This is a genomic window from Microbacterium sp. 22195 (genome assembly GCF_052056515.1).
Lineage (GTDB): Bacteria > Actinomycetota > Actinomycetes > Actinomycetales > Microbacteriaceae > Microbacterium.
In genome coordinates this window covers 93,870-117,343 of the sequence record NZ_JBQEPE010000006.1, presented here as the reverse complement: position 1 = coordinate 117,343, position 23,474 = coordinate 93,870, and the positions used below count along the sequence as shown (strand labels likewise).

General features: G+C 69.6%; 27 protein-coding genes and 3 tRNA genes. 14 read left to right on the top strand and 16 right to left on the bottom strand.

The annotated features are described in order from the left end of the window. Positions 1-72: 72 nt before the first annotated feature. Positions 73-146: transfer RNA gene (locus ACTJJ4_RS16245), tRNA-Ile, on the top strand. A 26-nt stretch (positions 147-172) separates the two neighbouring features. Beyond that, positions 173-245: transfer RNA gene (locus ACTJJ4_RS16240), tRNA-Ala, on the top strand. 47 nt (positions 246-292) lie between these two features. Here ACTJJ4_RS16240 and ACTJJ4_RS16235 read toward each other — a convergent pair. Further along, positions 293-1,231, bottom strand: coding sequence for an EamA family transporter (locus ACTJJ4_RS16235; protein WP_440944270.1), 939 nt, complete (start codon positions 1,229-1,231; stop codon positions 293-295). A 68-nt stretch (positions 1,232-1,299) separates the two neighbouring features. Between ACTJJ4_RS16235 and ACTJJ4_RS16230 the strand changes: the two genes are divergently transcribed. Then, complete coding sequence (locus ACTJJ4_RS16230) at positions 1,300-2,154, top strand: LysR family transcriptional regulator (protein ID WP_440944269.1); 855 nt, start codon at positions 1,300-1,302, stop codon at positions 2,152-2,154. A 5-nt stretch (positions 2,155-2,159) separates the two neighbouring features. Here the strand turns inward: ACTJJ4_RS16230 and ACTJJ4_RS16225 are convergent, their stop codons facing one another. Genes ACTJJ4_RS16225 through ACTJJ4_RS16215 form a run of 3 tightly spaced genes read right to left on the bottom strand, consistent with a single transcriptional unit; the run spans position 2,160 to position 3,511 of the window. Beyond that, positions 2,160-2,717: an NUDIX hydrolase gene (locus ACTJJ4_RS16225; protein ID WP_440944268.1), complete on the bottom strand. Its 558-nt coding sequence runs from the start codon at positions 2,715-2,717 to the stop codon at positions 2,160-2,162. An 18-nt stretch (positions 2,718-2,735) separates the two neighbouring features. After that, complete coding sequence (locus ACTJJ4_RS16220) at positions 2,736-2,933, bottom strand: DUF6186 family protein (protein ID WP_440944267.1); 198 nt, start codon at positions 2,931-2,933, stop codon at positions 2,736-2,738. Beyond that, positions 2,930-3,511, bottom strand: coding sequence for a hypothetical protein (locus ACTJJ4_RS16215; RefSeq protein WP_440944266.1), 582 nt, complete (start codon positions 3,509-3,511; stop codon positions 2,930-2,932). The genes ACTJJ4_RS16220 and ACTJJ4_RS16215 overlap by 4 nt, the downstream gene beginning before the upstream one ends. Before the next feature lie 123 nt (positions 3,512-3,634). On the opposite strand from ACTJJ4_RS16215, the gene ACTJJ4_RS16210 reads away from it, so the two are divergent. Both ACTJJ4_RS16210 and ACTJJ4_RS16205 read left to right on the top strand, forming a co-directional pair. Next, a complete protein-coding gene (locus tag ACTJJ4_RS16210; protein WP_440944265.1) occupies positions 3,635-4,765 on the top strand; it encodes an aminotransferase class V-fold PLP-dependent enzyme in 1,131 nt (376 codons plus the stop codon). An 81-nt stretch (positions 4,766-4,846) separates the two neighbouring features. Next, positions 4,847-5,692: a universal stress protein gene (locus ACTJJ4_RS16205; protein ID WP_440944264.1), complete on the top strand. Its 846-nt coding sequence runs from the start codon at positions 4,847-4,849 to the stop codon at positions 5,690-5,692. 59 nt (positions 5,693-5,751) lie between these two features. On the opposite strand, the gene ACTJJ4_RS16200 is transcribed toward ACTJJ4_RS16205, so the two are convergent. Next, positions 5,752-6,873, bottom strand: a complete 1,122-nt coding sequence (locus tag ACTJJ4_RS16200) for a M24 family metallopeptidase (RefSeq protein WP_440944263.1) — start codon at positions 6,871-6,873, stop codon at positions 5,752-5,754. Positions 6,874-6,913: 40 nt separating this feature from the next. Beyond that, a complete protein-coding gene (locus tag ACTJJ4_RS16195) occupies positions 6,914-7,369 on the bottom strand; it encodes a hypothetical protein (RefSeq protein ID WP_440944262.1) in 456 nt (151 codons plus the stop codon). A 144-nt stretch (positions 7,370-7,513) separates the two neighbouring features. Between ACTJJ4_RS16195 and ACTJJ4_RS16190 the strand changes: the two genes are divergently transcribed. Together ACTJJ4_RS16190 and ACTJJ4_RS16185 are read left to right on the top strand one after the other, a co-directional pair. Then, positions 7,514-7,936 (top strand): NUDIX hydrolase, encoded by a 423-nt coding sequence (locus tag ACTJJ4_RS16190; protein ID WP_292698715.1) that lies wholly within the window; start codon positions 7,514-7,516, stop codon positions 7,934-7,936. A gap of 33 nt (positions 7,937-7,969) precedes the next feature. Then, complete coding sequence (locus tag ACTJJ4_RS16185) at positions 7,970-9,157, top strand: amidohydrolase family protein (RefSeq protein ID WP_440944261.1); 1,188 nt, start codon at positions 7,970-7,972, stop codon at positions 9,155-9,157. A 3-nt stretch (positions 9,158-9,160) separates the two neighbouring features. On the opposite strand, the gene ACTJJ4_RS16180 is transcribed toward ACTJJ4_RS16185, so the two are convergent. Then, positions 9,161-9,643 carry an aminoacyl-tRNA deacylase gene (locus ACTJJ4_RS16180; protein WP_440944260.1) on the bottom strand — a complete coding sequence of 161 codons (483 nt, stop codon included), beginning with the start codon at positions 9,641-9,643 and terminating at the stop codon, positions 9,161-9,163. Positions 9,644-9,645: 2 nt separating this feature from the next. Further along, positions 9,646-10,140, bottom strand: a complete 495-nt coding sequence (locus ACTJJ4_RS16175; protein WP_292698718.1) for a DNA helicase — start codon at positions 10,138-10,140, stop codon at positions 9,646-9,648. A gap of 137 nt (positions 10,141-10,277) precedes the next feature. On the opposite strand from ACTJJ4_RS16175, the gene ACTJJ4_RS16170 reads away from it, so the two are divergent. Both ACTJJ4_RS16170 and ACTJJ4_RS16165 read left to right on the top strand, forming a co-directional pair. Next, positions 10,278-10,835 carry a peptidylprolyl isomerase gene (locus tag ACTJJ4_RS16170; RefSeq protein WP_285630953.1) on the top strand — a complete coding sequence of 186 codons (558 nt, stop codon included), beginning with the start codon at positions 10,278-10,280 and terminating at the stop codon, positions 10,833-10,835. 18 nt (positions 10,836-10,853) lie between these two features. Then, the gene (locus ACTJJ4_RS16165; RefSeq protein ID WP_440944259.1) at positions 10,854-11,735 is read left to right on the top strand and encodes a rhomboid family intramembrane serine protease; all 882 of its coding nucleotides are present in this window, start codon (positions 10,854-10,856) and stop codon (positions 11,733-11,735) included. A 337-nt stretch (positions 11,736-12,072) separates the two neighbouring features. Here ACTJJ4_RS16165 and ACTJJ4_RS16160 read toward each other — a convergent pair whose 3' ends face one another. Continuing rightward, positions 12,073-12,315, bottom strand: coding sequence for a cell division protein CrgA (locus ACTJJ4_RS16160; RefSeq protein WP_440944258.1), 243 nt, complete (start codon positions 12,313-12,315; stop codon positions 12,073-12,075). 37 nt (positions 12,316-12,352) lie between these two features. On the opposite strand from ACTJJ4_RS16160, the gene ACTJJ4_RS16155 reads away from it, so the two are divergent. The 3 genes from ACTJJ4_RS16155 to ACTJJ4_RS16145 are packed head-to-tail and all read left to right on the top strand — an operon-like array spanning position 12,353 to position 13,922. Beyond that, entirely contained in the window at positions 12,353-13,135 is a 783-nt protein-coding gene (locus ACTJJ4_RS16155; protein WP_440944257.1) for a class E sortase, read from the top strand. 11 nt (positions 13,136-13,146) lie between these two features. Beyond that, positions 13,147-13,302, top strand: coding sequence for a hypothetical protein (locus tag ACTJJ4_RS16150; RefSeq protein ID WP_440944256.1), 156 nt, complete (start codon positions 13,147-13,149; stop codon positions 13,300-13,302). Next, a complete protein-coding gene (locus ACTJJ4_RS16145) occupies positions 13,299-13,922 on the top strand; it encodes an anthranilate synthase component II (protein ID WP_440944255.1) in 624 nt (207 codons plus the stop codon). The genes ACTJJ4_RS16150 and ACTJJ4_RS16145 overlap by 4 nt, the downstream gene beginning before the upstream one ends. Here ACTJJ4_RS16145 and pknB read toward each other — a convergent pair. The 7 genes from pknB to ACTJJ4_RS16110 are packed head-to-tail and all read right to left on the bottom strand — an operon-like array spanning position 13,904 to position 22,727. Next, on the bottom strand, positions 13,904-15,601 hold the full coding sequence (gene pknB / locus ACTJJ4_RS16140) for a Stk1 family PASTA domain-containing Ser/Thr kinase (protein ID WP_440944254.1): 1,698 nt from the start codon (positions 15,599-15,601) through the stop codon (positions 13,904-13,906). The genes ACTJJ4_RS16145 and pknB overlap by 19 nt on opposite strands. Positions 15,602-15,658: 57 nt before the next feature. After that, positions 15,659-17,395 carry a protein kinase domain-containing protein gene (locus ACTJJ4_RS16135; RefSeq protein ID WP_440944253.1) on the bottom strand — a complete coding sequence of 579 codons (1,737 nt, stop codon included), beginning with the start codon at positions 17,393-17,395 and terminating at the stop codon, positions 15,659-15,661. Beyond that, positions 17,392-18,846, bottom strand: a complete 1,455-nt coding sequence (locus ACTJJ4_RS16130; protein WP_440944252.1) for a peptidoglycan D,D-transpeptidase FtsI family protein — start codon at positions 18,844-18,846, stop codon at positions 17,392-17,394. Before ACTJJ4_RS16130 ends, ACTJJ4_RS16135 begins: the two co-directional genes overlap by 4 nt. 16 nt (positions 18,847-18,862) lie before the next feature. Beyond that, positions 18,863-20,245 carry an FtsW/RodA/SpoVE family cell cycle protein gene (locus tag ACTJJ4_RS16125; protein ID WP_440944251.1) on the bottom strand — a complete coding sequence of 461 codons (1,383 nt, stop codon included), beginning with the start codon at positions 20,243-20,245 and terminating at the stop codon, positions 18,863-18,865. Then, a complete protein-coding gene (locus ACTJJ4_RS16120; protein ID WP_440944250.1) occupies positions 20,242-21,546 on the bottom strand; it encodes a PP2C family protein-serine/threonine phosphatase in 1,305 nt (434 codons plus the stop codon). The genes ACTJJ4_RS16125 and ACTJJ4_RS16120 overlap by 4 nt, the downstream gene beginning before the upstream one ends. Positions 21,547-21,561: 15 nt before the next feature. Next, on the bottom strand, positions 21,562-22,050 hold the full coding sequence (locus ACTJJ4_RS16115; protein ID WP_292698737.1) for an FHA domain-containing protein FhaB/FipA: 489 nt from the start codon (positions 22,048-22,050) through the stop codon (positions 21,562-21,564). Continuing rightward, positions 22,047-22,727 (bottom strand): FhaA domain-containing protein, encoded by a 681-nt coding sequence (locus tag ACTJJ4_RS16110; protein WP_440944249.1) that lies wholly within the window; start codon positions 22,725-22,727, stop codon positions 22,047-22,049. Before ACTJJ4_RS16110 ends, ACTJJ4_RS16115 begins: the two co-directional genes overlap by 4 nt. A gap of 184 nt (positions 22,728-22,911) precedes the next feature. On the opposite strand from ACTJJ4_RS16110, the gene ACTJJ4_RS16105 reads away from it, so the two are divergent. Both ACTJJ4_RS16105 and ACTJJ4_RS16100 read left to right on the top strand, forming a co-directional pair. Further along, positions 22,912-22,995, top strand: a tRNA-Leu gene (locus tag ACTJJ4_RS16105). Between the two features lie 84 nt (positions 22,996-23,079). Beyond that, entirely contained in the window at positions 23,080-23,445 is a 366-nt protein-coding gene (locus tag ACTJJ4_RS16100; RefSeq protein ID WP_440944248.1) for a low molecular weight protein tyrosine phosphatase family protein, read from the top strand. Positions 23,446-23,474: the final 29 nt, after the last annotated feature.

The following is a 23,474-nucleotide window of genomic DNA, read 5'->3' as shown; positions in this document are numbered from 1 at the left end:
GCCCGGCCTGCACGCAGGCCGGGCTCGATTCGCTTTTCACCCTCGGCATCGGGTAAAGTCTTGGAGGTTGACGGGGCTATAGCTCAGGCGGTTAGAGCGCTTCACTGATAATGAAGAGGTCCCAGGTTCAAGTCCTGGTAGCCCCACACATTCCCTCGAGGAATCCCCGTTCGGGGCCTTAGCTCAGTTGGTAGAGCGCCTGCTTTGCAAGCAGGATGTCAGGAGTTCGAATCTCCTAGGCTCCACAGATCAAGACCCTGGCTGCTGCCGGGGTCTTTCTGGTTTCCGGGCCTCACCCCGTCTGCGCAGCTATGGGCGTCGTCGACGAACGGGATGCCGCACGCGCCGACACCACCGCATTGCTGAGGATGATCAGGGCGATGCCGATCCATTCGTTGAGCTGCAGCTCCTGGCTCAGCAGCAGCCAGCCCGCCAGGGCCGCCCACACCAGGTTCAGGCTGGTGAACGTGCCGAACATCTCGGCGGGGATCCACCGCAGTGCGATCATGTCGGAGGCATAGGGGATCAGCGATGACCCCAGTCCGCACGCCGCGGCGAGGATCAGGCTCGTGACCGTCGGGGTGTGCAGCAGCAGCCACACCAGCGCGATGGGAGTCCAGACCGCGCCGGTCAGCAGGCTCGCGATCGCCGTTCCCTGAATGCCGGGGAGGCGTCGCCCGAGCGTGCGGTTCAGCAGGATGTAGCTCGCCCACGCCGTGGCCGCCAGCAGGCCGAGGGCGATGCCGACCACATCGCTGGACGGCCCGGGAGCGGTGAGCACGACCACGCCGACGCCGGCCAGCAGCGCGCAGCCCAGATCGATCCGGCGGCGCGAGTGCGCGATGGCGACGGTCAGCGGGCCGAGGAACTCCAGCGTCACGGCCAGAGCGAGACCGATCCGGTCGATCGCCATGTACAGGCTCAGGTTCATGACGCTGAACACGACCACCAGGCCCAGGACGGGCATCCACTGGTCGCGGCGCAACCCGCGCATCCGCGGCCTGACGAGCGGGGTCAGGACGAGCGCCGTGACGATCTGACGGACGGCGACGACGCCGACGGTGCCGATCACGGGAAAGGCGGTGGCGCCGAGCGCAGCGCCCACCTGGTTGGACGCTGAGCTCGTCAGCATCATGGCGATGCCGACCGCGCGCTGTCGGGGCCTCGCGGTCTGCGGGGACACCGGCGTGTCCCGCTCCGAGATCGTGGTGCTCCCTGGCATCTGCTCCATGTGCACACGCTAGGTCTGCGCTCGGTATCCATCTAATGCACCTTGTGCTCATGCCATACGCTGAGCGTATGGATTGGAGTCTGCGCGAGCTGCGCTTCTTCATCGCCGCTGTCGAGTCCGGGTCGTTCACCGACGCGGCGATATCGCTGCGCGTCTCGCAGGCGTCGGTGTCGCGCACGATCGCCGCGCTCGAGCAGCGGGTCGGCGAGCCCCTGCTGCGCCGGGTGCCGAGCGGCTGCGAGCCCACCGCGACCGGACGCCAGCTTCTGCCGGACGTACGGCGACTGCTCGCCGAGGTGAACCGCTTCACGGATGCCGTGCGATCCCGCCACGGCGTGCTCCGCCTCGGCTACGCGTGGGCCGCCCTCGGAGCGCACACGCCGGTGCTGCAGCGGACGTGGGCCGCGGAGCATCCGGAGCGCGAACTGCACCTGATCCGGCACAACTCCCCCACCGGCGGACTGCAGGAGGGCGTCTGCGACGTGGCGATCGTCCGACGCCCCGTGGACGAGCGCCGATTCGGGTCGATCGTCGTGGGCCTCGAACGACGGCTCGTCGCGTTCTCGGCCGACGACCCCGCCTGGTCCCGACGCCGCCAGCTGAGCATGGCCGAGGTCGCGGAGCGCGTGATCGTCATCGACTCCCGCACCGGCACCACCAGCACCGACCTCTGGGCGGATGCCGAGCATCGACCGCGGGTGACCGAGTCATCGGACGTGGACGAGTGGCTGGACACCATCGCTGCGGGAACGGGCGTGGGCACCACGGCCGAGGCGACGGCGCACCATCATGCCCGCCGCGGCATCGCGTTCCGCCCGATCAAGGACGGCCCGCGCATTCCCGTGATGCTCGCCTGGTGGAAGGACAACCCGCCCGGCGGCCTGGCCGAGCTGATCGACGCGGTCACGGCCCTGTACTCCTGAGGCTCCTAGAGTCCCGTCCGCCGCAGCACCTCGACCGCCCGGCCGACTCGCCTCGCCAGCCCCTCGACGCTGCCCTCGGGCAGGTCGTCGATGGGCCACCACGCCACGCTCTCGCTCTCGTCGCTGGCGACGGGCATGGCATCCGGCTCCGCGCGGAACGCGTAGCCGACGTCCCAATGCACCCGACAGGTCCCGAACCGAGACGAGAGGGCGTGCCGGTCGAGGTCGACGGGTGCGGCGAGCAGGGGCGTGAGCTCGACGAGACCGCTCTCCTCGCGCGCCTCGCGCAGCGCGGCATCCGCCAGCGACGCATCGGACCGCTCGAGGTGGCCGCCGAGCTGCACCCAGAAGCGTCCCTTCCCGTGGAAGCAGAGCAGCACGTGCTCCAGCGCCGCGTCGAAGACCAGCGCGCTCGCCGTCAGGTGCTCGGCCGTCGACGTCTCGCGGTGCGCGTGCGCGGGATCGTCGGCGAAGTCCACGTACTCCCGCCACAGGGCCAGATCGCTCTCCCGGGGCGGCGTCCATGAGCGGAGGGCGGCGGCGGAATCCTCGGCGACGGTCACCTCCTCAGCGTAGGCGGCTCACAGGGTCTCGCCCGCGAGGAAGTGCCAGCCCAGCCACCACCACACCACGATCACGGCGATCCGCACCGATCTGTCCTCGAGCAGGCGGTCGAACAGCTCCGTGACGGTCGCACCGGCATCCTGCAGCCGGATGCGCCAGGATGCCAGGATCAGCCCTGCCGCGCAGAGCAGGAAGAACGCGGTGCTGAAGATCATCCGCCGCGCCGTCCCCGCAGCACCAGGAACGCGCCGCAGCTGAGCCAGGCGCCGGCGAAGACCGCCTTGCCGAGCTCCGTGTCCAGCAGCGGATCGACGAGGTCGCTCAGCGCGAAGCTCGGCTGCGTCGGCGCGACCCGCCCGGCGATGAACTGCGCCAGTTCCCACAGGCATCCGGCCACCAGGATCACCGCCCATGCCACGGCGAGACGCCGCAGCCCGGGAGTCCAGGCCCGGCGAGCGGATGCCGCGCCCGGCCAGCCCGCCACGAGCGCGACAACCCCCGTGACCAGCACCGCGACGATCATTCCGGTGCCGTGCCGGGGCAGCAGCGCGACCGCGGCGGCGAGCGTCGTCGCCGCGAACACGACGAGGTCCGGTCGCGGCGGATGCGTGCCGTGCGGCGGGAGCAGGATGCTGCAGCAGACGAGCGCGATCGCGACCAGGAACACCGCGGCGTCGAACCACTCCCCGCGCACGAGCTGGGCGACTCCGATCAGCGCCAGGATCGCGAGCCAGCACACCACGGGCCAGCGCAAGGGCGCGCTCCGCCCCGCGGCATCCGATCCCTGCTCCATGTCAGCTCCACCCGCATGCTAGCCACCTCGGCGACGCGGCACGAGTCCCGGCTTCCTCCGGCCGAGACTTCCGCCAGGTGGAAGGGCCTTTCCGGGACCTGCGAGCGGTGCGAACCTGGACGCATGAGCCTCCCCCACGACGACATCGATCCCGACGGCCTGCTGGAGTACTCGGTGGTCTTCACCGATCGCTCCCTCAACCACATGTCGGCCCGCTTCGTCGACGTCATGCAGCAGACGCTCGCCATCCTGCGCGAGACGTACGGCGCCGACAGCGCGGTGGTCATCAACGGCGGAGGCAGCTACGCCATGGAGTCCGTCGCCCGTCACCTCGCCACCGGGAGGAAGGCGCTCGTCGTGCGCAACGGCCTGTTCTCCTACCGCTGGTCGCAGATCCTCGACGCCGGATCCATCGCATCCGCCGTCACCGTCTGCCAGGCGCGACCTGACAGCGACGACCCGCAGGCGGCCTGGAGACCCGCCCCGATCGACGAGGTCGTCGCGGCGATCCGCGCCGGGCGCCCCGACGTCGTCTTCGCCCCGCACGTCGAGACGGCCGCGGGCATCCTGCTTCCCGACGACTACGTGAGCGCGCTCGCCGAGGCCGCGCACGAGGTGGGCGGCGTGCTGGTGCTGGACTGCATCGCCTCCGGTGCGATCTGGGTGGACATGCGCGCGCTCGGCGTCGACGTGCTGCTGAGCGCCCCGCAGAAGGGCTGGAGCGGCTCGCCCGGTGTCGGTTTCGTCATGCTCAGCGAGAAGGGCCGGGATGCTGTCGCATCCGGCACTCCGACCAGCTTCGCCCTCGACCTGAACCGGTGGCTGGCGATCTCGGACGGCTACCGCGACGGCAGGGCCGGCTACCACGCGACCATGCCCACCGACACCATCGCCCGCAACCTCGCGCAGATGATCGAGACCCGCGACCGCGGGCCGGAGGACCTCCGCGCGGCGCAGATCGAGCTCGGCACGCGCGTGCGCGCCCTGCTGGCCGAGCGCGGGCTCCCGTCCGTCGCGGCATCCGCCTTCGCCGCGCCCAGCGTGGTGGTCGTGCACACGACCGACGAGGGCCTGCGCACCGGCGCCAGGTTCAAGGAGCAGGGCCTGCAGATCGCCGCCGGCGTGCCGCTGCACTGCGACGAGCCGGAGTCGTTCTCCACCTTCCGCATGGGCCTGTTCGGGCTCGACAAGCTCGGCGACGTCGACGGCACCGTCGCACGTCTGGAGGCGGCACTCGACGCGATGCGGATCTGACGCGTTTTCCACGGCCCCGGCCCGCGCGAAATCGCCCGGGGGTCAATAGAGTGGAGGCTCCGTCACTGATGGGAGCCGGAGATGTCGGAGAAGATCGTCGTCGGTGTGACCGACGCGCAGGCAAGCCGCCGAGCCGTCGACTGGGCGGTGTCCCGCGCCACCGCGCGCGGGCAGTCCATCGAGCTGCTGGGCGTCGTGGGCGGCGCCATCGGGATGGTCGGCGAGGGCATCGTCATCCAGGCGGCGACCGAAGCCTCCGATCAGCTGCTCGCTGAGGTCGCGGACCGGATCCGGGCCGATGGGCTCACCGTCACGACTCGGACGGCGCTCGGCGACCCCGTCTCGACGCTCATCGAGGCATCGGAGCACGCGGCTCTGCTCGTGATCGGCAGCGACTACAGGGGTCCGGGACAGGGACCCGCACGCGGATCGCACGGCATCCGCATCGCCGCCGGCTCGCACTGCCCTGTCGTGGTGGTGCCCGACTTCGACCTGGAGGACGGGCGCCGCGGAGTGGTCGTCGGCGTGGACGGATCGCCGGTCTCCGAGGACGCGATCGCCTTCGCCGCGGCCGAGGCGGACCGCCTCGGGGAGCCGCTGACCGCCGTGATCGTCTGGACCCCGATCTCCGCTCCCCGCAACGCCCTGATGACCACATCCGCCGGGTATCGCCAGGGGATGGAGCAGGCCTCCCGCGAGGCTCTCTCGCTGTCGCTGGCGGGTCTGCGCAGCCAGTACCCGGGGCTCGAGATCGTGGAGGCCGTCGCCGAGGGATTCCCCTCCACGGTCATCAACGACCTCGCCGAGGAGGCCCGGCTCACGGTCATCGGCAGCCGGGGCCACGGCGTCGTGCGCCGCTTTCTGCTCGGGTCGATCAGCCACGAGGTGCTGCAGCGGCTGGCATCCGTCACGGCCGTGGTCCGCTGACGGGCCCTGGAGCGTTGACAGCCGCGGTGCGCTGACGGCCTTGGCGCTGACGGCCGCGCTCAGCCGACGGATGCCAGGGCGTGCGGCGCGTTGTTGAGCCGCACGCACCCGTCGGCGGTCACCACCACGATGTCCTCGATGCGGGCGCCCCAGCTGCCGGGGAAGTAGATGCCGGGCTCGATGCTGAAGGCCATGCCCTCGCGCAGGGGAAGGTCGTTGCCCGGCGCGATGTAGGGCTCCTCGTGCACGGATACGCCGATGCCGTGGCCGGTGCGATGCAGGAACGCCTCGCCGAGCCCGGCATCCTTCAGCACCTGTCGCGCCGCCGCGTCCACCTCGTGCGCGGTCACGCCGGGGCGCACCGCGTCCACCGCGGCCTGCTGCGCACGGACGAGCACCGCGATGCGCTCGGCCTGCTCCGTGGTGGGCGACCCGACCACGTACGTGCGCGTGCTGTCGGAGTTGTAGCCGCTCGGCACCGCCCCGCCGATGTCGACGACGACCACGTCGCCGTCCTCGATCACCCGATCCGAGACCTCGTGGTGCGGATCGGCGCCGTTCGGGCCTGAGCCGACGATCACGAACTCCACGGTCTTGTGCCCCTCGGCCACGATCGCGTCGGCGATGTCGGCCGCCACCTCGCGCTCGGTGCGCCCCGCGCGCAGCCAGTCCGCGACACGACGGTGCACCGCGTCGATGGCATCGCCGGCCCGGCGCAGCTCCGCGACCTCGTCGGCGTCCTTGATCATGCGACCCTCGCGCAGCACGGGCGTCGCCAGCTCCAGCCGGGCATCCACCCGATCCCCGATCGGGATCACGTGCAGTGCGGGGAGGGCATCCGACACCGCGATCCTCCCGCCAGGGGCGGGCAGCGCGTCGATGACCAGCGCATAGGGGTCCTCGCCGTCCACCCAGTCGGCGATCCGCACGCCCAGCTCGCCCGCCGCGGTGTCGCGCACCTTGGCGAGCTCCATGCGCGGCACGACGATCGTCGGCTCGAACCCGGGGCCCAGCACCAGCGCCGTGAGGCGCTCGATCGTGTCGCCCTCCACACCCAGCAGGTAGCGCAGGTCGGGGCCGGGCCCGACGATCACGGCGTCGATACCGGCGTCGGCGGCCAGGGCTCCGGCCCGCTCGAGGCGGGCGGCGTAGACGGATGCGGGGAAGGGAAGCGAGCTCACGCGCTCCACGCTACCGCCGCATCCGCACGCGGGACAGGTGTCAGGATGCGGCGATCCGCACGCGCTCGGCCAGGAAGGCGAGCTGCTCCGTTCCCAGCGCGGTGACCGCGTACGCGGTGGGCCAGATCGCCCCGTCGTCGAGGTTGGCGGCCTGATCGAACTCGAACGTCGAGTAGCGCACCTTGAACTTGGAACGCGGCTTGTAGAAGCACACCACCTTGCCGGCCTCGTTCGCGTACGCCGGCATGCCGTAGTACGTGCGCGGCACCAGCTGCGGCGCAGCCTCCCCGACCATCGCGTGCAGCGCCTCGCCGAGCGCGCGGTCGTCGTCGGGCATGTCGGCCAGCTTCGCGCGCACCTCGGCCTCGCCCTCACGGCGCACCTCGTCCGGGTCCTTCTTCGCCCGCGAACGGGCCGTGCGGCGCTCACTCGACGCCGCCTTCATCGCCGCGCGCTCCTCGTCCGAGAACACCACGGTCTTCTCCTGCTCAGCCATGTCGGCCTCCTTCGTGTCTGATCCCACGCTAGAAGCGGCGTCCTCGCCGCGCTTCTCGATTCCTGATCGGATGCCACCGGGCACCCGGACTCCGCATGGCGGACCGCCCGGGATGCTCGCGGGAACCGGCGCTACTGTGAATCCATGGATCTGCGCGTCGCCGCCTACGCCGTCGTCACCGACGATGAGGACCGCATCCTGCTCGCACGCTGGACCGAGGGGCGCCGCGTCGCCTGGACCATGCCGGGCGGAGGACTCGAGGAGGGTGAGGATCCCGAGGTCGCCGTGCGGCGCGAGCTGCGCGAGGAGACGGGTTTCCACATCGAGACGACCGAGCTGCTCGGCATCCACTCCCGCGTCATCCCCGGGTCGCAGCGCGTGCACCGGGAGCGCTCGCCCCTGCACACCATCCGCATCGTGTATCGCGCGGAGATCACGGGCGGTCGGCTGCGGTTCGAGCAGAACGGGTCCACCGACATGGCGGCATGGTTCACGATCGCCGAGGTGGCGGAGCTGCAGCGGGTGAAGCTCGTGGACATCGCGATGCGGATGGCGGGAATCCTCTAGTCATCAGACAATCGGATGGGTCAGAATGGGAGGATGGTCGAAAAGCTCTCCCCCGTCTCCGCCGTTCGGAACGTCCGTCCCTGGGGCGGTGAGCTCAGCGACATCCTGATCGACGGCGACAGCATCTCGCAGGTCGTCGCAGCTTCCGGCGCTCCGATCGGCGCCGGCGAGATCGACGGGCGCGGCCTGCTCGCGATCCCCGGCATCGTCAACACCCACGCCCACGTCGACAAGTCGTGGTGGGGTCTGCCGTGGCAGTCCTACGGCGGTGTCCGCAGCACCGACGGCCGCATCCAGCACGAGCGCGCGCACCGCGACGAGCTCGGAATCCCCAGCCGCGAGCTCACCTCGCGCGTGCTGGAAGAATTCGTCAAGCACGGCACCACCGCCATCCGCAGCCACGTCGACGTCGACCTGGGCCTCGGCCAGCGCGGCATCGAGGCCGTCCGCGAGGCCGTCGCCGCCTACGACGGCGGCATCGCCTGCGAGATCGTCGCGTTCCCGCAGGACGGCGTGCTGCGCCGCCCGGGCGTGCTGGAACTGCTCGCGGACGCCGCGAAGGCCGGCGCCGAGCACATCGGAGGCCTCGACCCCGCCGGCATCGACAAGGACCCGGTCGGACAGATCGACGCGATCTTCGCCCTCGCGGCCGAGCACGGCGTCGGCATCGACATCCACCTTCACGACGGCGGATCGCTGGGCGCCTTCCAGTTCGACCTCATCATCGACCGCACGCAGAAGCTCGGCCTGCAGGGGCGGGTCAACATCGCGCACGGCTTCGCGATCGTGGATGCCGACGATGCGCGTCGCCACGATCTGCTGCAGCAGATGGGCGAGCTCGACATCTCCATGACCACCGTCGCGCCGCTGCGGATGAAGCAGTTCAGCCTGCACGAGTTCGCCGAGGCCGGCGTGCGCTTCGGCTTCGGCACCGACGGCATCCGCGACCTGTGGAGCCCGTACGGCACCGGCGACACCATGGGCATCGCCTGGCAGTTCGCGCGCAGCTCCGGCGTCGTCTACGACGACGACCTGCGTCGCGTCGTCGAGCTGGCCACCTCGCTGGGCGCGCCGTTCGCGGGCGTGCAGAAGAACGACCTGACCGCCGGATCGCGAGCGGATGTCGTGCTCGTCGACTCCGAGAACACGATGGACGTGCTCGTGCGCACCCTTCCCCGCGAGCTCACCGTCGGCGGCGGGAAGCTGCTGTACCAGCGCTGAGCGTCAGTCGCGGGGCTGCTCGGGCTCCGAGATGTCGGCGACCGTGGCGCCGTAGGCGCGGATGAGATCGTCGGCGTCGACGAAGAGGCTGTAGCCGTGCGCGCCGGCGCCCATCGCGATGCGGCGGCCCACGATCGTCTCGTCCGCGAACACCGGCCAGTCGGTGGTGCTGCCGATCGGCACGATGGTGCCGCGCTCGTAGCCGGTGGCGGCCAGAGCCAGCTCGGGCTCGGGCAGGCGCAGCTTGTTCACGCCGACGATCGCGCGCAGCTTGGGCCACGAGATCGATCGCCCGCCGGGGACCAGGGCGAACAGGTAGGTGTCATCTGAGCGCTTGACCACCAGCGTCTTGACGATGTCGGACGGCTGCAGGCCGAGCAGCTCGGCTGCCTCGTGCAGGCTGCGGGCGGCAGGACGCTCGCGGATCTCGATCTCGAGTCCGCGAGTGGATGCTGCTGCCCGAACCCGCTCGTGCGGGTCGGCCATGCTCAGGCGTTCGGCGTCGACAGCGGGTCGTCGGCGACCCACAGCTCGTCGTCCGCGCGCAGCGCCTGCCAGGCGGCCACGACCACGCCGATCGCAGCGGCGGCGCCGAGCACCAGAGCCACGACGGAGCCGAGGCCCATGCCCTTCTTCTGCGGTGCGGCGGGCGCGCGGTGCAGCACGCCGTTGCGCTTGGCGTTCGCGACGTCCCAGGCCGACAGCGCCGTGCCGACGACGCCGCCCACGATCGGGACGACCTTGTCGTCGACGACGTGCTTGCCGATCTTCAGCCCTCGATCGACCGTCGGGGCGACCTTGCGGCTGTAGGCGTCCTGCACGACCGGCACGACCTGCTCACGGTTGAAGTTGCCGAGCTGGCGGCCCGCCTCGCGGGCGATGTCCGCGGCGTGGCCGACGAGCACCTGCTGCGCCTCCCACAGGTGTCCTGCATCATCCTGAAGCTTGCGCAGTTCCTTCTTGCGCTTGCGGCTGAGGTTCACGTTGCTCTCCCGTCGGTCGGAGTCCGTTCGTGTTCATCTTGCCATGCGAGGCTGGATGCGGGCAGGGATCTGGCGCTGAGGGCGAACATCTGCGATCATGCCAGCCCGGTCAGAGGTCGCTCTGCGAGAATGTCACCATGCCTCACGCTTCTCACGTCGCAACCCTGCACACCAACCACGGCGACATCGTCGTCAACCTGTTCGGCGACCACGCCCCGAACACGGTCGCCAACTTCGTCGGCCTGGCCGACGGCACCAAGGACTGGACGCACCCCGCCACGGGCAAGCCCGGCGAGGGCCCGCTGTACAAGGACGTCATCTTCCACCGCATCATCCCCAACTTCATGATCCAGGGCGGCGACCCGCTCGGCCAGGGCGTCGGCGGCCCCGGCTACAACTTCAACGACGAGATCAACATGGAGCTGAACTTCAACGAGCCCTACATCCTCGCCATGGCCAACGCCGGCCTGCGCCGCAACGCCATCACCGGCCAGGTCGAGGGCACCAACGGCTCGCAGTTCTTCATCACCACCGACCCGACCCCGTGGCTGCAGGGCAAGCACACGATCTTCGGCGCCGTCGCCGATGAGGCCTCCAAGGCCGTCGTCGACGCCATCTCCGCCGTGCCGACCGCCGCGGGCGACCGCCCGATCGAGCCGGTCGTGCTGCAGTCGATCGACATCGTCCAGGCCTGAGAGCGCGAGCCGATCCGGATGACGAACCCAGAGTTCACGAGCAATCGCGACAACTTCTGTTACCGGCATCCGGATCGGCAGAGCTTCGTGCTCTGCCAGCGCTGCATGCGCACCATCTGCCCGGAATGCCAGACGCAGGGACCCGTCGGGGTCATCTGCCCCGAGTGCATGAAGGAGCAGCGCAAGGCGGAGTCCCCGGCCCAGCGCCGCGCCCGTCGCGCCTGGGGCCGGGGTCCCGTCGCGATGACCGGCCGCGGCGGCCGGCCCGTCGTCACCTACGTGCTGCTGGCGATCACCACGGCCATCGGCCTGCTGCAGCTGCTGCCGGGCGTCGGGGCGCAGATCACCAGCACGCTGCTGTTCAACGCCGTCTACCTCTATCCCGACCTCTCCGGCTTCCCGTTCGAGCCGTGGCGGCTGCTCACCTCGGTCTTCGTGCACGGCGGCATCCTGCATCTCGGGCTCAACATGCTCGCGCTCTGGATGCTGGGACAGACCCTCGAGCCGATGCTGGGCCGTGGCCGCTACCTCGCCCTGTATCTCATCAGCGGCCTCGGCGGCTCGGTCGCCGTCGCGCTCATGGCGCCGGGCACTTCGACGGTCGGCGCCTCCGGCGCGCTGTTCGGCATGATGGCCGCCCTGCTGATCATCGGGCGCCACATCGGCGCCAACGTCACCGGCATCCTCGTGGTGCTGGCCATCAACTTCGCCTACGGCTTCATCGTGTCCGGCATCGCCTGGCAGGCCCACCTCGGCGGCCTGATCGTCGGCGCCCTCATCGCGCTGATCTACATCAACACCAAGCGCCGCGACCAGCGCACCTGGCAGGTCGTGCTGCTCTCGGTACTCACAGTCCTGGTGCTCGGACTCGCCGTCGCAGGCAACTGGATTCTCGCTTAAGGCTGATCAACGGTTGTTAACAGGGTTATCCCCCTGTGTGAATAACACCGGTGTAATTCTCCCCAGGTTGTGGATAACTCTGGGGAGAACTCCTGTGGAAAGCTGTGGGCGGATGCTGATGGGCGGATGCTGGGGCGGGCGCGGAGATGTTCCCTGCGCTCGCAGAACGGGTGCCCCTCCCGCTTCGCGGGTCCCTCCCCGATGCTCGCTCCGGGAACATCTCCGCGCCCTCAAGCTCATGAGGGTGTCATCCAGCAGGAGTTGGTGGTGGGTACGGGTAGACGAAGAGGGCTCCTCGCTGCGCGAGGAGCCCTCTTCAGAGTCTGTGCAATTGGCGTCAGCGCCAGCGGGTGGTCATGAGGAAGCCGACCAGGGCGATGGCGAGGCCGATGCCGAGGTTCCAGCCGCCGAGGCCGGGGATCGGGTACAGCGAACCGGAGATGTAGTACACCAGGATCCAGGCGAGCCCGAGCAGCATGAAGCCGACCATCACGGGCTTGAACCAGACGGCGTTGGGGGCGGCGTCGTCAGCGCCTTCCGGGCGCTCGACGGGCTCTTCGGGTACGCGAGATCGTGCCATGGGGATCAGTCTAGCCGGGCGGAATAGACTTCCCCTCATGCACGCTCCCGCGCCGACACGCCGTACCCGGCGCGCGGCGGGCCGCTCCCGCGCGACGGTCACGAGCGTAGTCGGCGAGGTGCTGCTCACGGCGGGCGTGATCGTGCTGCTCTTCGTGGCCTGGCAGATGTGGATCGGCGACATCATCATCGGCGCGCAGAAGAACGCCGAAGGCAACCAGACCATCCGGGAATGGGCACGGGAACCCGCTCCGGCCCCGCCGCCGCTCGTGCAGCAGCCCGACGGCACGTCGGCGTACGAGCCGCCCATCCTGCCGCATCCCGCCGACGCCGAGAAGTTCGCGATCATGCGCATCCCCCGGTTCGGCGCCGACTACGCCAAGGACATCGCCGGCGGCACCACCCGCGCGCGCACGCTCGACAGGATCGGCATCGGGCTGTACACCCAGTCGAAGATGCCGGGCGAGATCGGCAACCTCTCGCTCGCCGGCCACCGCACCACCTGGGGCAAGCCCTTCAACCAGCTCGACAAGCTCAAGCTGAACGACGCCATCGTCGTGGAGACGCCCGCCGGCTGGTATACCTACCGCTTCCGCACCCTGGAGTACGTCAAACCCACCCAGGTCGACGTGCTCGACGACGTGCCGCAGATGCCCGAGCAGCAGACGGGCGAGCGCTACATCACCCTCACCGCCTGCTCGCCGCTGTACTCCCTCGCCGAGCGCATCGTCGCCTACGGGGTGTTCGAGGGCTTCCAGCCGCGCGCCGAGGGCCCGCCGGCATCCCTCGCCCCCGTCGAACCCGCCACCCCGTCCCTCTGAGGAGACCACCGATGTACGCAGCACTGTGGCGCCTCCTGCCCGGCCCCTGGTGGGTGCGCCTGATCATCCTGCTCGCCGTGCTGGCGGCGGTGCTCTATGCGCTGTTCTTCTGGGTGTTCCCCTGGGTCAGCCCGCTCATCACCCCGGGAGAGGTCGACGTGGAATGAGCGTGCGGGTGCTGGTGGTCGACAACCACGACAGCTTCGTGCACACCCTCATCGGGTACCTGCGCGAACTCGGCGCCGTCGTGACGATGGTGGAGGCGGATGCCTTGGACGAGAACGACCTCGATCCCCGGTTGGACGCCCACGACGCCGTCATGATCTCCCCCGGTCCCGGCACCCCCGCGGACGCGGGGGCCTCGCTGGCCGTCGTGCGCGCGGCGGCGGAGAGGCGGATGCCGCTCCTGGGCGTGTGCCTGGGGCATCAGGCCATCGGCGAGGCGTTCGGCGGGACGGTCGCCAGAGCGCCCGAGCTCATGCACGGCATGGTGTCGCAGGTCACCCACGACGGGTCCGCCCTGTTCCATGGCATCCGCTCTCCGTTCGCCGCCGGGCGATACCACTCCCTCGCCCTCGTCGAGTCGGATCTGCCCGCCGAACTGCGGGTCACCGCACGCGCTGAGAACGGCACGATCATGGCCGTCGCCCATGAGAGCCTGCCGATCCTGGGCGTGCAGTTCCACCCCGAGAGCGTGCTCACCGAGGACGGGCACCGTCTGCTGGGCAACTGGCTGGCGAGCGTGCGCTCAGCCCCGGATGAGCGGGATCAGCCCGCGGTGCAGTAGCTCAGGCCGACCGTCGAGAGGATCGGCACCTCGCCGGGCGAGACCGTCATCGACAGCACGGTGTTCGGCGACTGGCCCTCGGTGCAGGCACCGACTTCGGTCGGGGTGACCGTCAGCGACAGCGCCTCGAGCTTCTTGGTCGCGGCATCCATCGTGAAGCCGGTCATGTCCTCGACCGTCACCTTGCCGTTCGCGACCACCAGGTTCACGGTCGTCCCCGGCGCGACCTTGGTGCCGGCCTGCTGGCTGGAGTGCAGCACGGTGCCCGCCTGGGCGGTCGGATCGTTGGTCTGCTCGATCGTGCCGAGCACGAGCCCGTTGTCCTTGAGCACCTTGGTCGCGTCGTCCTGCGACAGCCCCTCGATCACGGGCATGTCGATGGTGTCGGCGCCGGTGGACACGTAGACGATGATCGACTCGCCCTTGGAGACCTTCGCATTCGTGCCGGGTTGCGTGCGGATCACGTGATCCACCTCGAAGTCCGCACTGGACTCGTGGCGCACGTCGGCGACCAGCCCGGCGTCCTTGAGCTCGGTCTTGGCCTCGGCGACGGTGAGGTCCACCAGGTTCGGCACGGTCACCGACGACGAGGGCGTCTCCGGCGGGCGCATCGAGAGGCTGACGACCCAGAACAGCACCGACACCAGCAGCACGGCGAGCAGCGCCACGCCGGCCCAGATCCACGCCACCGGAGGGCCGGACTGGGTGCGGGTCATGGTCGTGTCTGTGCTCAGCTGCCGCAGCGATCGGGCCGTCTCCTGCGCCTGACGCGGGCTCGACCCGTACAGCTCGCTGGTGAGGGCGCCGATCTCCTTCTTCGTGGGCGCGTGCCCCGTCGTGATGCCCTGCAGGGCCATGCGGAACGAGCCGGCGTCGGGGAAGCGCTGGTACGGGTCCTTGGCGAGAGCGCGCAGCACCACGGCATCCAGCGCGCGGGGCAGCTCCTCGTTCACCTCCGACGGCGGAACCGGCGTCTCGCTGACGTGCTGGTAGGCGACGGCCACCGGGGAGTCGCCGCGGAACGGCTGACGTGCGGTGAGCATCTCGTACAGCACCACGCCCGTGGAATACAGGTCGGTGCGCGAGTCGACCGACTCGCCTTTGGCCTGCTCGGGCGAGAAGTACGCGGCGGTACCGATGATCTGCGTGGTCTCGGCGACGGTCGACGACGAGTCCGACACCGCGCGGGCGATGCCGAAGTCCATCACCTTGACGGTGCCCTTGTCGGTGATCATCACGTTGCCGGGCTTGATGTCGCGGTGCACGACACCGGCGCGGTGCGAGTAGTCCAGCGCCTCGAGGATGCCGTCGGTGTAGCGGATGGCGTCCTCGACCGACAGGGGGCCCGCGGCGATGATGTCCTTCAGCAGCGTGCCGTGCACGAGCTCCATCACGATGTAGGGCTCGGTCTCGCCCTGCGCACCAGGGGTCGCGCCCGGGTCGCCGGCGTCGAAGACGCGGACGATCGACGGATGCGACATGCGCGAGGCGGCCTGCGCCTCCAGGCGGAACCGGGTGCGGAACGCCGTGTCGCGCGCGAGCTCGGGGTCGAGGATCTTGATCGCGACCTCGCGGCCCAGCGTCAGGTCGTACCCGCGGTGCACCTGGGCCATGCCGCCCTTGCCGATCACCTCATCGACCCGATAGCGGTCGGCGAGAATGCGCGGCTCTGTCGTCACGTCCCGTCTCCCCCTGATGCCTTGAAGTCTCCTGTCAGATTACCCGCTGGAACCTGATCAATTGGCGGGAGGCGGCGTGATCCCCTCGGTCGGCAGGGGCGATCCCGGCTGGATGCCCGTGGAGGTGCCCGAGTTGGACATGCCCGAGGCGCGGTCGCCGCAGAAGGCGCGGTAGGTGGCCGTCACGGTCTTGCCCGCCGAGCCCTGGTCGACGACGATCACTGCGGAGCCGGTGCCCGGCTTGAAGTTCAGGGTGGTCGAGCCGTTCTGGAACTTCGCGTTCACGATCGTCACCTCGTAGCCCGATAGCGCGTCCGTGCCGGAGGGGCAGACGTAGGCGTTCCAGTTGACGGTCGCCTCCTCGCCCTCGGTCAGCGTCCCGGGGATGCTGGGCGCGGACGCCGGCGCGGGGATCGCGACCTGGTCGGCGTAGTACTTCACCCGGATCGTGGCGGGAGGGGTGACGTTGCCGCTGTCCACCAGCTCGTAGATCTGCCCCTGCTCGGCCTCGGACCCGGCAGGGTTCCCGGCGACGCAGTCCAGCGTGAGGTCCTTCGCCGCGAGCACGGTCTTCGCCGCATCGCAGGTCATGCCGATCAGGTTCAGCGACTCGATGTTCACCGGCTCCGCGGTGTCCTCGGTCGGAGACTGCGACGGACTCGTGGCGGGCGCCGAGCTCGACGTCTTGTCGACCGGCTTGCCGTCACCCTGGTTCAGGAGCAGACCCAGCAGGGTGCCGCCGAGCGCGATGACGAGCAGCGCGATCAGGGCCACCAGGGGCCAGGTCCACGGGCTGCGCTTCTTCTTCTGCGGCTGCTCCTCGGCATCCGCCTGCCCGGTGGGCAGCTGAGCCGTGGTCGGCAGGATGCTGGTGGCCTGACCGTCGCCCATCCCGGTGAGGATGCGCGTCGCGTCGTCGGCGTTCGCCACGCCGATTCCGGCGATGGCGGGCACGGCGATCGCGGCCGAGTTCAGGTCGCCGCGCCGCAGCGCCTGCGCGGCGCGCGACACCGTCGCGGCCGAGGACGGCCGGTCGGCGGGCTTCTTGGCGATCATCGCCATGACCAGGTTCTGCACGGGCTGCGGCACCGTCGACGGAAGCGGCGGCGGCTGCTCGTTGATCTGCGCCATCGCGATGGCGACCTGCGACTCCCCTGTGAAGGGTCGCTTGCCCGCCAGGCACTCGTACGCGACGATGCCCAGTGAGTACACGTCGGTGGCCGGCGATGCGGCGTGGCCGGAGGCCTGCTCGGGCGACAGGTACTGCACGGTGCCCATCACCTGGCCGGTGGCGGTCAGCGGCACCTGGTCGGCGATGCGCGCGATGCCGAAGTCGGTGATCTTGACGCGGCCGTCGGGCGTGATCAGCAGGTTGCCCGGCTTGATGTCGCGGTGCACCAGGCCGGCGGCGTGCGCCGCCTGCAGAGCGGATGCCGTCTGCGAGACGATGTCGAGCGTCTTGTCCGCGCTCAGGGCGCCGTCGCGCTCGAGGATCGTGGACAGCGCCTCACCGGGCACGAGCTCCATGACGAGGTAGGCGGAGCCGTTCTCCTCGCCGTAGTCGAACACGCTCGCGATGCCCTCGTGGTTGACGAGCGCGGCGTGGCGGGCCTCGGCGCGGAAGCGCTCCAGGAAGCCCGGGTCGCCCATGTACTCGTCCTTGAGGATCTTGATCGCGACGGTGCGTCCGATGACGTGATCCGTCGCCTCCCAGACCTCACCCATGCCGCCGATCGCGATCCGCGACTGCAGCTCGTAGCGACCACCGAACGACACACCCTGCGTCGGCCTCATCTGCCCAGCACCGCCTCTATGACTTTCTTCGCAATCGGGGCGGCAATACCGTTGCCGGAACCCGACTGTCCTCTTCCACCGCCGTCTTCGACGACGACTGCCACCGCAACCTTCGGATTCTCCGCCGGTGCGAAACCTGTGAACCACAGCGTGTACGGGTTGGATCCGTTCTGCGCCGTGCCCGTCTTTCCGGCGACATCGACGCCGTCTATTCTTGCACCCGTCGCCGCCCCGGAACTGACTCCCTGCACCATCACAGAGGTGAGCGCCTTGGCCTGGTCGGCGGGCATCGCCTGGTCGAACGCCTCATCGGTGTACTGCTTGTACACCGAGAAGTCGTCGCGGATCACGGCATCCACCATCCGCGGCTTCATCACGGCGCCGCCGTTGGCGATGCCGGCGGCGACCATGGCCATCTGCAGGGGCGTCGCGGTGACCTGTCCCTGGCCGAATCCGGTCAGCGCGGTCTGCGGGTCGTTGAGCCCCTCGGGGTACTTCGAGGGAGTGGCCTTCAGGGGGATCGCGAACTCGGAGTTGAAGCCGTACTTCTCCGCCGTCTCGCGGATCGCCTTGTCGCCCAGCTCGGCCGCCAGCTCCGCCATCGGGATGTTGCAGCTGCGGATGATCGCCTGGGCGATCGTCGTCGTCTCCCCCTCGCCGCAGGTGGTGCCCGAGGCGTTGGAGATCTCGGTCGAGGTGCCGGGCAGCGTGTAGCGGGCCGGGTTCGGCAGCGTGGAATCGAGCGTGTACTTGCCCGAGCTCAGCGCGGCGCTCGCGACGACGAGCTTGAACGTCGACCCCGGCGGGTTGAGGTTCCCGGCGATCGCGCGGTTGTACAGCGGCTTGGTCGGGTCGGCCACGAGCGCGTCGTGCTCGGTGTTCACGGACTTCGCGTCGTGCACGGCCAGCTTGTTCGTGTCGAAGCCGGGGGTGGATGCCATGGCCAGGATGCGCCCGGTGGAGGGCTCGATCGCGACGACGGCGCCCTGCAGGCCCTGCAGCGCGTCCCAGGCCGCACGCTGCGCGTTGGCGTTCATGGTGAGCTGCACGCTCAGACCCTGCTGCGGCTGGCCGGAGAGGATGCGCTCGATCTCGGCGACCAGCGAGTTCGAGGTCGTGCCCGAGAGTTCGGCGTTCAGCGCGCTCTCGATGCCCGTGGAGGACTGCAGCACCGGGTTGAAGTAGCCCGTCACGGGCGCCCACATCGCGGCATCCGTGTAGACCCGCTGGTACTGGTACTTGTCGTCCGTCTGCACGGAACTCGCGATCGCCGAGTCGCCGACCAGGATCGATCCGCGCTGGATCTGGTAGCTGTCCAGCCGGGTGCGCGTGTTGGCCGGGTTCTGGGCCAGGTTGTCGGCATCCATCACCTGGATCCAGCTGGTGGCCAGGAACAGCGACAGGAACATCGCGAGGATCACGAAGCTGAGGCGGCGCAGCTCTTTGGTCATCCGATCACCACTCCCCTCATCCGATCACCACTCTGGGCTGGCGGCGCACGCCGTCGCTGATGCGCAGCAGCAGCGCGACGATGAGCCAGTTGGCGACCAGCGACGATCCGCCGGCGGCCAGGAACGGCGTGGTCAGGCCGGTGAGCGGGATGACGCGGGTCACACCGCCGACCATGATGAACACCTGCAGGGCGATCGTGAACGACAGCCCGGTGGCCAGCAGCTTGCCGAAGTCGTCCTGGCCGGCGAGCCCGATGCGCAGGCCGCGGCTGACGAACACCATGTACAGGCAGAGGATCGCGAACAGGCCGACGATGCCGAGCTCCTCGCCGAGGCTGGGGATGATGTAGTCGCTGTTGGCGAGCGGGGTGATGTGCGGACGGCCCTGACCCCAGCCGGTGCCGATCAGCCCGCCGTGCGCCAGGCCGAAGATGCCCTCGACGAGCTGGTAGCTGCCGCCCTGAGCCTGGATCAGATCGGGGTTGAACGCGTCCAGCCAGTTCGTGAACCGGCGCTGCACGTATGCGAGCACCCGGGTGGCGAGGAACACGCCGATGGCGACGCCGGTGAGGCCGATCAGCACCCAGCTGGTCTTGCCCGTCGCGACGTAGAGCATCGCGATGAACATGCCGAAGATCAGCATCCCGGTGCCCAGGTCGCGCTGGGTGACGATGATCAGCAGCGAGATGATCCACACCACCAGCACGGGGCCGAGCTCACGCATCCGCGGCCAGGTCATGCCGAGGAACCGGTTGCCCACCGAGCTGAGGCTCTCACGGGTGCGCACCAGGTACCCGGCGAAGAAGATCGCCAGGCAGATCTTGGCCAGCTCACCCGGCTGGAACGAGAAGATGCCGCCCAGCGACACCCACACGTCGGCGGTCGCGCCCCTCGCCTTCAGACCGGGGATGAACGGCAGGATCAGCAGCACGATGCCGGCGAGGCCGAAGATGTACGTGTACCGGTAGAGCACGCGGTAGTTGCGCAGGGCGATGACCAGCGCGATGACGCCCGCCAGGGAGATGGCCGTCCAGGCCAGCTGCTTGTTCGAGAACGCCGGCCAGCCGGAGAGCTGCTTGGCGATGTCGATGCGGTAGATCATCGCGATGCCGAGACCGGTGAGGGTCGTCGCGATCGGCAGCACGAACGGATCGGCATCCGATGCCACCACGCGCAGCACCACGTGCACCGCGAAGACGAGCACCGCGAGCGCTCCGCCGATCACGAGGATCATGGGGTCGATCGCGCCCAGCGCGCCGAGCTGCACGAGCGTCAGGGACGCTCCCGAGATGGCGATGGCGAACAGCAGCAGCCAGAACTCCCGGTTGCGCTGCTTCTGCGGCATCCGGATCCGCTTCAGCGCCTTCAGGACGCTGGTGTCGGCGGCGACGTCGGTCATGGCGTCGGCACCTCCGTCGGCGTGGGCTCGGGCGCGGAGGGCGTCGGCGTCGGGATCGGCACGGGGATGGGCGGGAGGGCGCTCTGCCGCAGTCGCTCGGTGATGGCGATGGCATCCGCCAGGGAGCGGGCGTTGATGGTGCGCTCGACGGAGTCGCGCTGGTACGAGGGCAGGTCGGCCAGCAGGATGAAGGTGTCCTTCACCTCGGTGGAGAGCTTGATCGGCCCGAGGTCCTGCTGGATGCCGCGGTAGATCACCACGCTGTCGTCGTCGGCGCCGACGAAGTAGCGCGTCTGCGTCCAGTTGTAGGCGAGGATTCCGCCGCCGATCAGCGCGAGCACCGCGACGAGCAGGCCGGCGAGCCAGGCGATGCGCCGGCGGGTGCGGCGGCGCTTGTCCTCCTCGATGATCTCCTCGAAGTAGTCGGAGTCGGGCTCGAAGTGGCTGGGCTCGTTGGCGGCCTGCAGCACGGGGTGCAGCCAGCCGGTCAGCGAGCTGCGCGGCGGCGCGACCGGGAGGCTGGACGGGTTGGATGCCGCGCCGACGACCGTGGGGGTGCCGGAGGAGAGCGGATGCGCCCCGCCGACGTCGACCAGCACGACCGTCACGTTGTCCGGTGCACCGCCGTCGAGCGCCTGCTTGAGCAGGTTGTCGGCCGTGCGGCCCGGGGCGAGGCCCTGCCCCATCGCCTTGGCGATGTGCGCCTCGTCGACCACGCCGGACAGTCCGTCGGAGCAGAGCAGCCAGCGGTCGCCCGGATGCGTGGGCATGACGAACATGTCCAGGTCGGGCGCGATGTCCATGTCGCTGAGCACGCGCATCAGCACCGAGCGGCGCGGGTGGTAGCGGGCCTCTTCGAGGGTGATGCGACCGGAGTCGACCAGCCGCTGCACGAACGTGTGGTCGGTGGTGATCTGGGTGAGCGCGTCGTCGCGGTACAGGTAGATGCGCGAGTCGCCGATATGCCCGATCACCGCGTGGTCATCGACCATCACGATCGCGCTGAGCGTGGTGCCCAGGCCCGCCAGCTCGGGTCGCTCCTTCGAGGCGCGGACCAGATCGGATGCCGCGGTGGTGGCTGCCGCCTGCAGCGACGCCTGCGCGTCGTCGGTGGACGCATAGGCGTGGTCGAGGCCCTCCATGCGGCCGATCGCGATGCTCGAGGCGACGTCGCCGCCCGCGTGCCCGCCCATGCCGTCGGCGACGACGAACAGGTTCGCCCCGGAGTACCCGGAGTCCTGGTTGTTGGAGCGGACCTTCCCGGTGTGGGAGATCGCGGCGCTCGAGCCCTCGAAGACCATCTGGAGGCTGCGCCCTTACGCTCGCAGCTCGAAAGTCGTGGCGCCCACCTTGATGGCGCTGCCGATCTGCACCTGGACGGGCTTGTCGCTCAGCCGGTGGCCGTCGAGGAATGTGCCGTTGGTGGAGCCGAGGTCCTGCAGGGTCCAGATGTCGCCGCGGCGGGTGAGCCTGGCGTGGTGGCTGGAGGTGTAGTCGTCGCGGATGACCAGGCCCGATTCGCTGGAGCGGCCGATCGACATGGAGTCGGCGGTGCCGAGGGGGACCTCGAGGCCCTCCTTCGGGCCCGAGGTGATGATCAGGCGTGTGGCGGCCTTCGCCGCGGGGGCGCTCGGGCGGGGTGCCTGATGCACGGGAGCCGCGGGGACCGGGGCCTCGGCCGCCGGCATCTTGCGCACGCGGACGCCGAACAGATCGGCCCGCAGCGAGTAGACCACCGCGAACACGAAGAACCACAGCATCACCAGGAAGCCGATGCGGAGCAGCAGGAGCAGCAGGTCGCTCATCGGGCGGCTCCCTTCGAGACCGGGACCACGCGGAAGGTCAGCTGCGTCCGCCCGATGGTGAAGGTGGACCCGGGGGCGAGCGCCGCCTCGCGGATCTTCTGCCCGTCGACCTTGGTGCCGTTGGTGGAGCCGAGGTCGCGGAGCATGGCGCGCTCGCCGTCCCAGAGGATCTCGGCGTGGCGCCGGCTGGAGCCGGCATCCGCGATGGTGATGCCCGCGTCGCTGCCGCGGCCGATCACCGTGCGGGCGCTGGTCAGCGGGTGCTCACGACCGTCCACCTCGACGACGCCCTGCCAGGAGACGCTGCTCTCCACGGAGGAGGAGTTCACGCGCACGGTGCCGGTGGCGACCTGCGGGTCGCCCTCGATCGAGATGTGCAGGGGGCCGGAGAAGCTGTAGCCCTGAGTGCGGGCGTGCTTGGTCAGCAGGGCGAAGAGCTCGTCGTTCAGAGCGTGGCCGAGGCTCAGCATCCGCTCGTGGTCCTCGGGGCTCAGCCGCACGAGGTAGTCGCTGGGGGTGATGATGCGCTCGCGGCTGACCACGGCCGCCTTGGTGTCCGCCTCGCGTCGCAGGGCCGAGGCGATCTCCACGGGCTGGATGCCGCTGCGGAAGGTCTTCGCGAACGCGCTGTTCACGGCGCGCTCGAGACCCTTCTCAAAGCTGTCAAGTAGTCCCACGGGGCTCCTCTGGCATCCGACCTGTTTGGGGCCATCGTAGCCAGCCCCGCTGAATATGCGCCTCTTGAGGCGGGATTACGGCTTGCGGACGCCGTTCGACGGATGCTGTCGCCAGTCGCCGTGTTCGGAGCACCGGCTCGGACATGTTAGTGTTAGCAGGTTGAGTTCTTCGGAACGAGACACTGCGCGAGTGGCGGAATAGGTAGACGCGCTGGCTTCAGGTGCCAGTGTTCGCAAGGACGTGGGGGTTCAAGTCCCCCCTCGCGCACAGTAATGAGAAGGTCCCGGCCCGGAGGGTCGGGACCTTCTCATTTGCACGCGGGGTGCTCAGGTGCGAGACCTCGACGACGCTATGTTTGCGATCGATGATCTGCGTATCGAAGTCTTCGTGATGCGGGTGCTCTTCGTCTGCAGTCGCAACCGGCTGCGCAGCCCGACCGCTGAGCAGGTGTTCCGCACGTGGCCGGGGATCGAGGTCGCCTCGGCCGGCCTGAAGCCGGATGCGGACGAGGTCCTCGGACCCGAGGACCTCGAGTGGGCCGATCTGGTGCTCGTGATGGAGAACAAGCACAAGCGGGAGCTGAGCCGGCGTTTCATGCGGCACCTCGATCACGTGCGAGTCGCCGTGCTCGGCATCCCCGACGATTACGACTTCATGGATCCGGACCTGGTCGAGATCTTGCTTCGCCGGGTTCCGCCCTTCCTGACCTCGGGCTGAACCGCAGGACGCGCCGCACACGGCGGGCG

What these genes read in the sequence shown, in the direction of transcription:
- ACTJJ4_RS16180 (WP_440944260.1), bottom strand. Translation starts at nt 9,643, where the DNA reads ATGGCCGACCCGCACGAGCGGGTTCGGGCAGCAGCATCCACTCGCGGA.
- ACTJJ4_RS16170 (WP_285630953.1), top strand. Translation starts at nt 10,278, where the DNA reads ATGCCTCACGCTTCTCACGTCGCAACCCTGCACACCAACCACGGCGAC.
- ACTJJ4_RS16195 (WP_440944262.1), bottom strand. Translation starts at nt 7,369, where the DNA reads ATGGCTGAGCAGGAGAAGACCGTGGTGTTCTCGGACGAGGAGCGCGCG.
- ACTJJ4_RS16190 (WP_292698715.1), top strand. Translation starts at nt 7,514, where the DNA reads ATGGATCTGCGCGTCGCCGCCTACGCCGTCGTCACCGACGATGAGGAC.
- ACTJJ4_RS16135 (WP_440944253.1), bottom strand. Translation starts at nt 17,395, where the DNA reads ATGAGGCCGACGCAGGGTGTGTCGTTCGGTGGTCGCTACGAGCTGCAG.
- ACTJJ4_RS16235 (WP_440944270.1), bottom strand. Translation starts at nt 1,231, where the DNA reads ATGGAGCAGATGCCAGGGAGCACCACGATCTCGGAGCGGGACACGCCG.
- ACTJJ4_RS16150 (WP_440944256.1), top strand. Translation starts at nt 13,147, where the DNA reads ATGTACGCAGCACTGTGGCGCCTCCTGCCCGGCCCCTGGTGGGTGCGC.
- ACTJJ4_RS16155 (WP_440944257.1), top strand. Translation starts at nt 12,353, where the DNA reads ATGCACGCTCCCGCGCCGACACGCCGTACCCGGCGCGCGGCGGGCCGC.
- ACTJJ4_RS16100 (WP_440944248.1), top strand. Translation starts at nt 23,080, where the DNA reads ATGTTTGCGATCGATGATCTGCGTATCGAAGTCTTCGTGATGCGGGTG.
- ACTJJ4_RS16215 (WP_440944266.1), bottom strand. Translation starts at nt 3,511, where the DNA reads ATGGAGCAGGGATCGGATGCCGCGGGGCGGAGCGCGCCCTTGCGCTGG.
- ACTJJ4_RS16210 (WP_440944265.1), top strand. Translation starts at nt 3,635, where the DNA reads ATGAGCCTCCCCCACGACGACATCGATCCCGACGGCCTGCTGGAGTAC.
- ACTJJ4_RS16230 (WP_440944269.1), top strand. Translation starts at nt 1,300, where the DNA reads ATGGATTGGAGTCTGCGCGAGCTGCGCTTCTTCATCGCCGCTGTCGAG.
- ACTJJ4_RS16185 (WP_440944261.1), top strand. Translation starts at nt 7,970, where the DNA reads ATGGTCGAAAAGCTCTCCCCCGTCTCCGCCGTTCGGAACGTCCGTCCC.
- ACTJJ4_RS16145 (WP_440944255.1), top strand. Translation starts at nt 13,299, where the DNA reads ATGAGCGTGCGGGTGCTGGTGGTCGACAACCACGACAGCTTCGTGCAC.
- ACTJJ4_RS16120 (WP_440944250.1), bottom strand. Translation starts at nt 21,546, where the DNA reads ATGGTCTTCGAGGGCTCGAGCGCCGCGATCTCCCACACCGGGAAGGTC.
- ACTJJ4_RS16130 (WP_440944252.1), bottom strand. Translation starts at nt 18,846, where the DNA reads ATGACCAAAGAGCTGCGCCGCCTCAGCTTCGTGATCCTCGCGATGTTC.
- ACTJJ4_RS16115 (WP_292698737.1), bottom strand. Translation starts at nt 22,050, where the DNA reads ATGAGCGACCTGCTGCTCCTGCTGCTCCGCATCGGCTTCCTGGTGATG.
- ACTJJ4_RS16220 (WP_440944267.1), bottom strand. Translation starts at nt 2,933, where the DNA reads ATGATCTTCAGCACCGCGTTCTTCCTGCTCTGCGCGGCAGGGCTGATC.
- ACTJJ4_RS16165 (WP_440944259.1), top strand. Translation starts at nt 10,854, where the DNA reads ATGACGAACCCAGAGTTCACGAGCAATCGCGACAACTTCTGTTACCGG.
- ACTJJ4_RS16125 (WP_440944251.1), bottom strand. Translation starts at nt 20,245, where the DNA reads ATGACCGACGTCGCCGCCGACACCAGCGTCCTGAAGGCGCTGAAGCGG.
- ACTJJ4_RS16205 (WP_440944264.1), top strand. Translation starts at nt 4,847, where the DNA reads ATGTCGGAGAAGATCGTCGTCGGTGTGACCGACGCGCAGGCAAGCCGC.
- ACTJJ4_RS16160 (WP_440944258.1), bottom strand. Translation starts at nt 12,315, where the DNA reads ATGGCACGATCTCGCGTACCCGAAGAGCCCGTCGAGCGCCCGGAAGGC.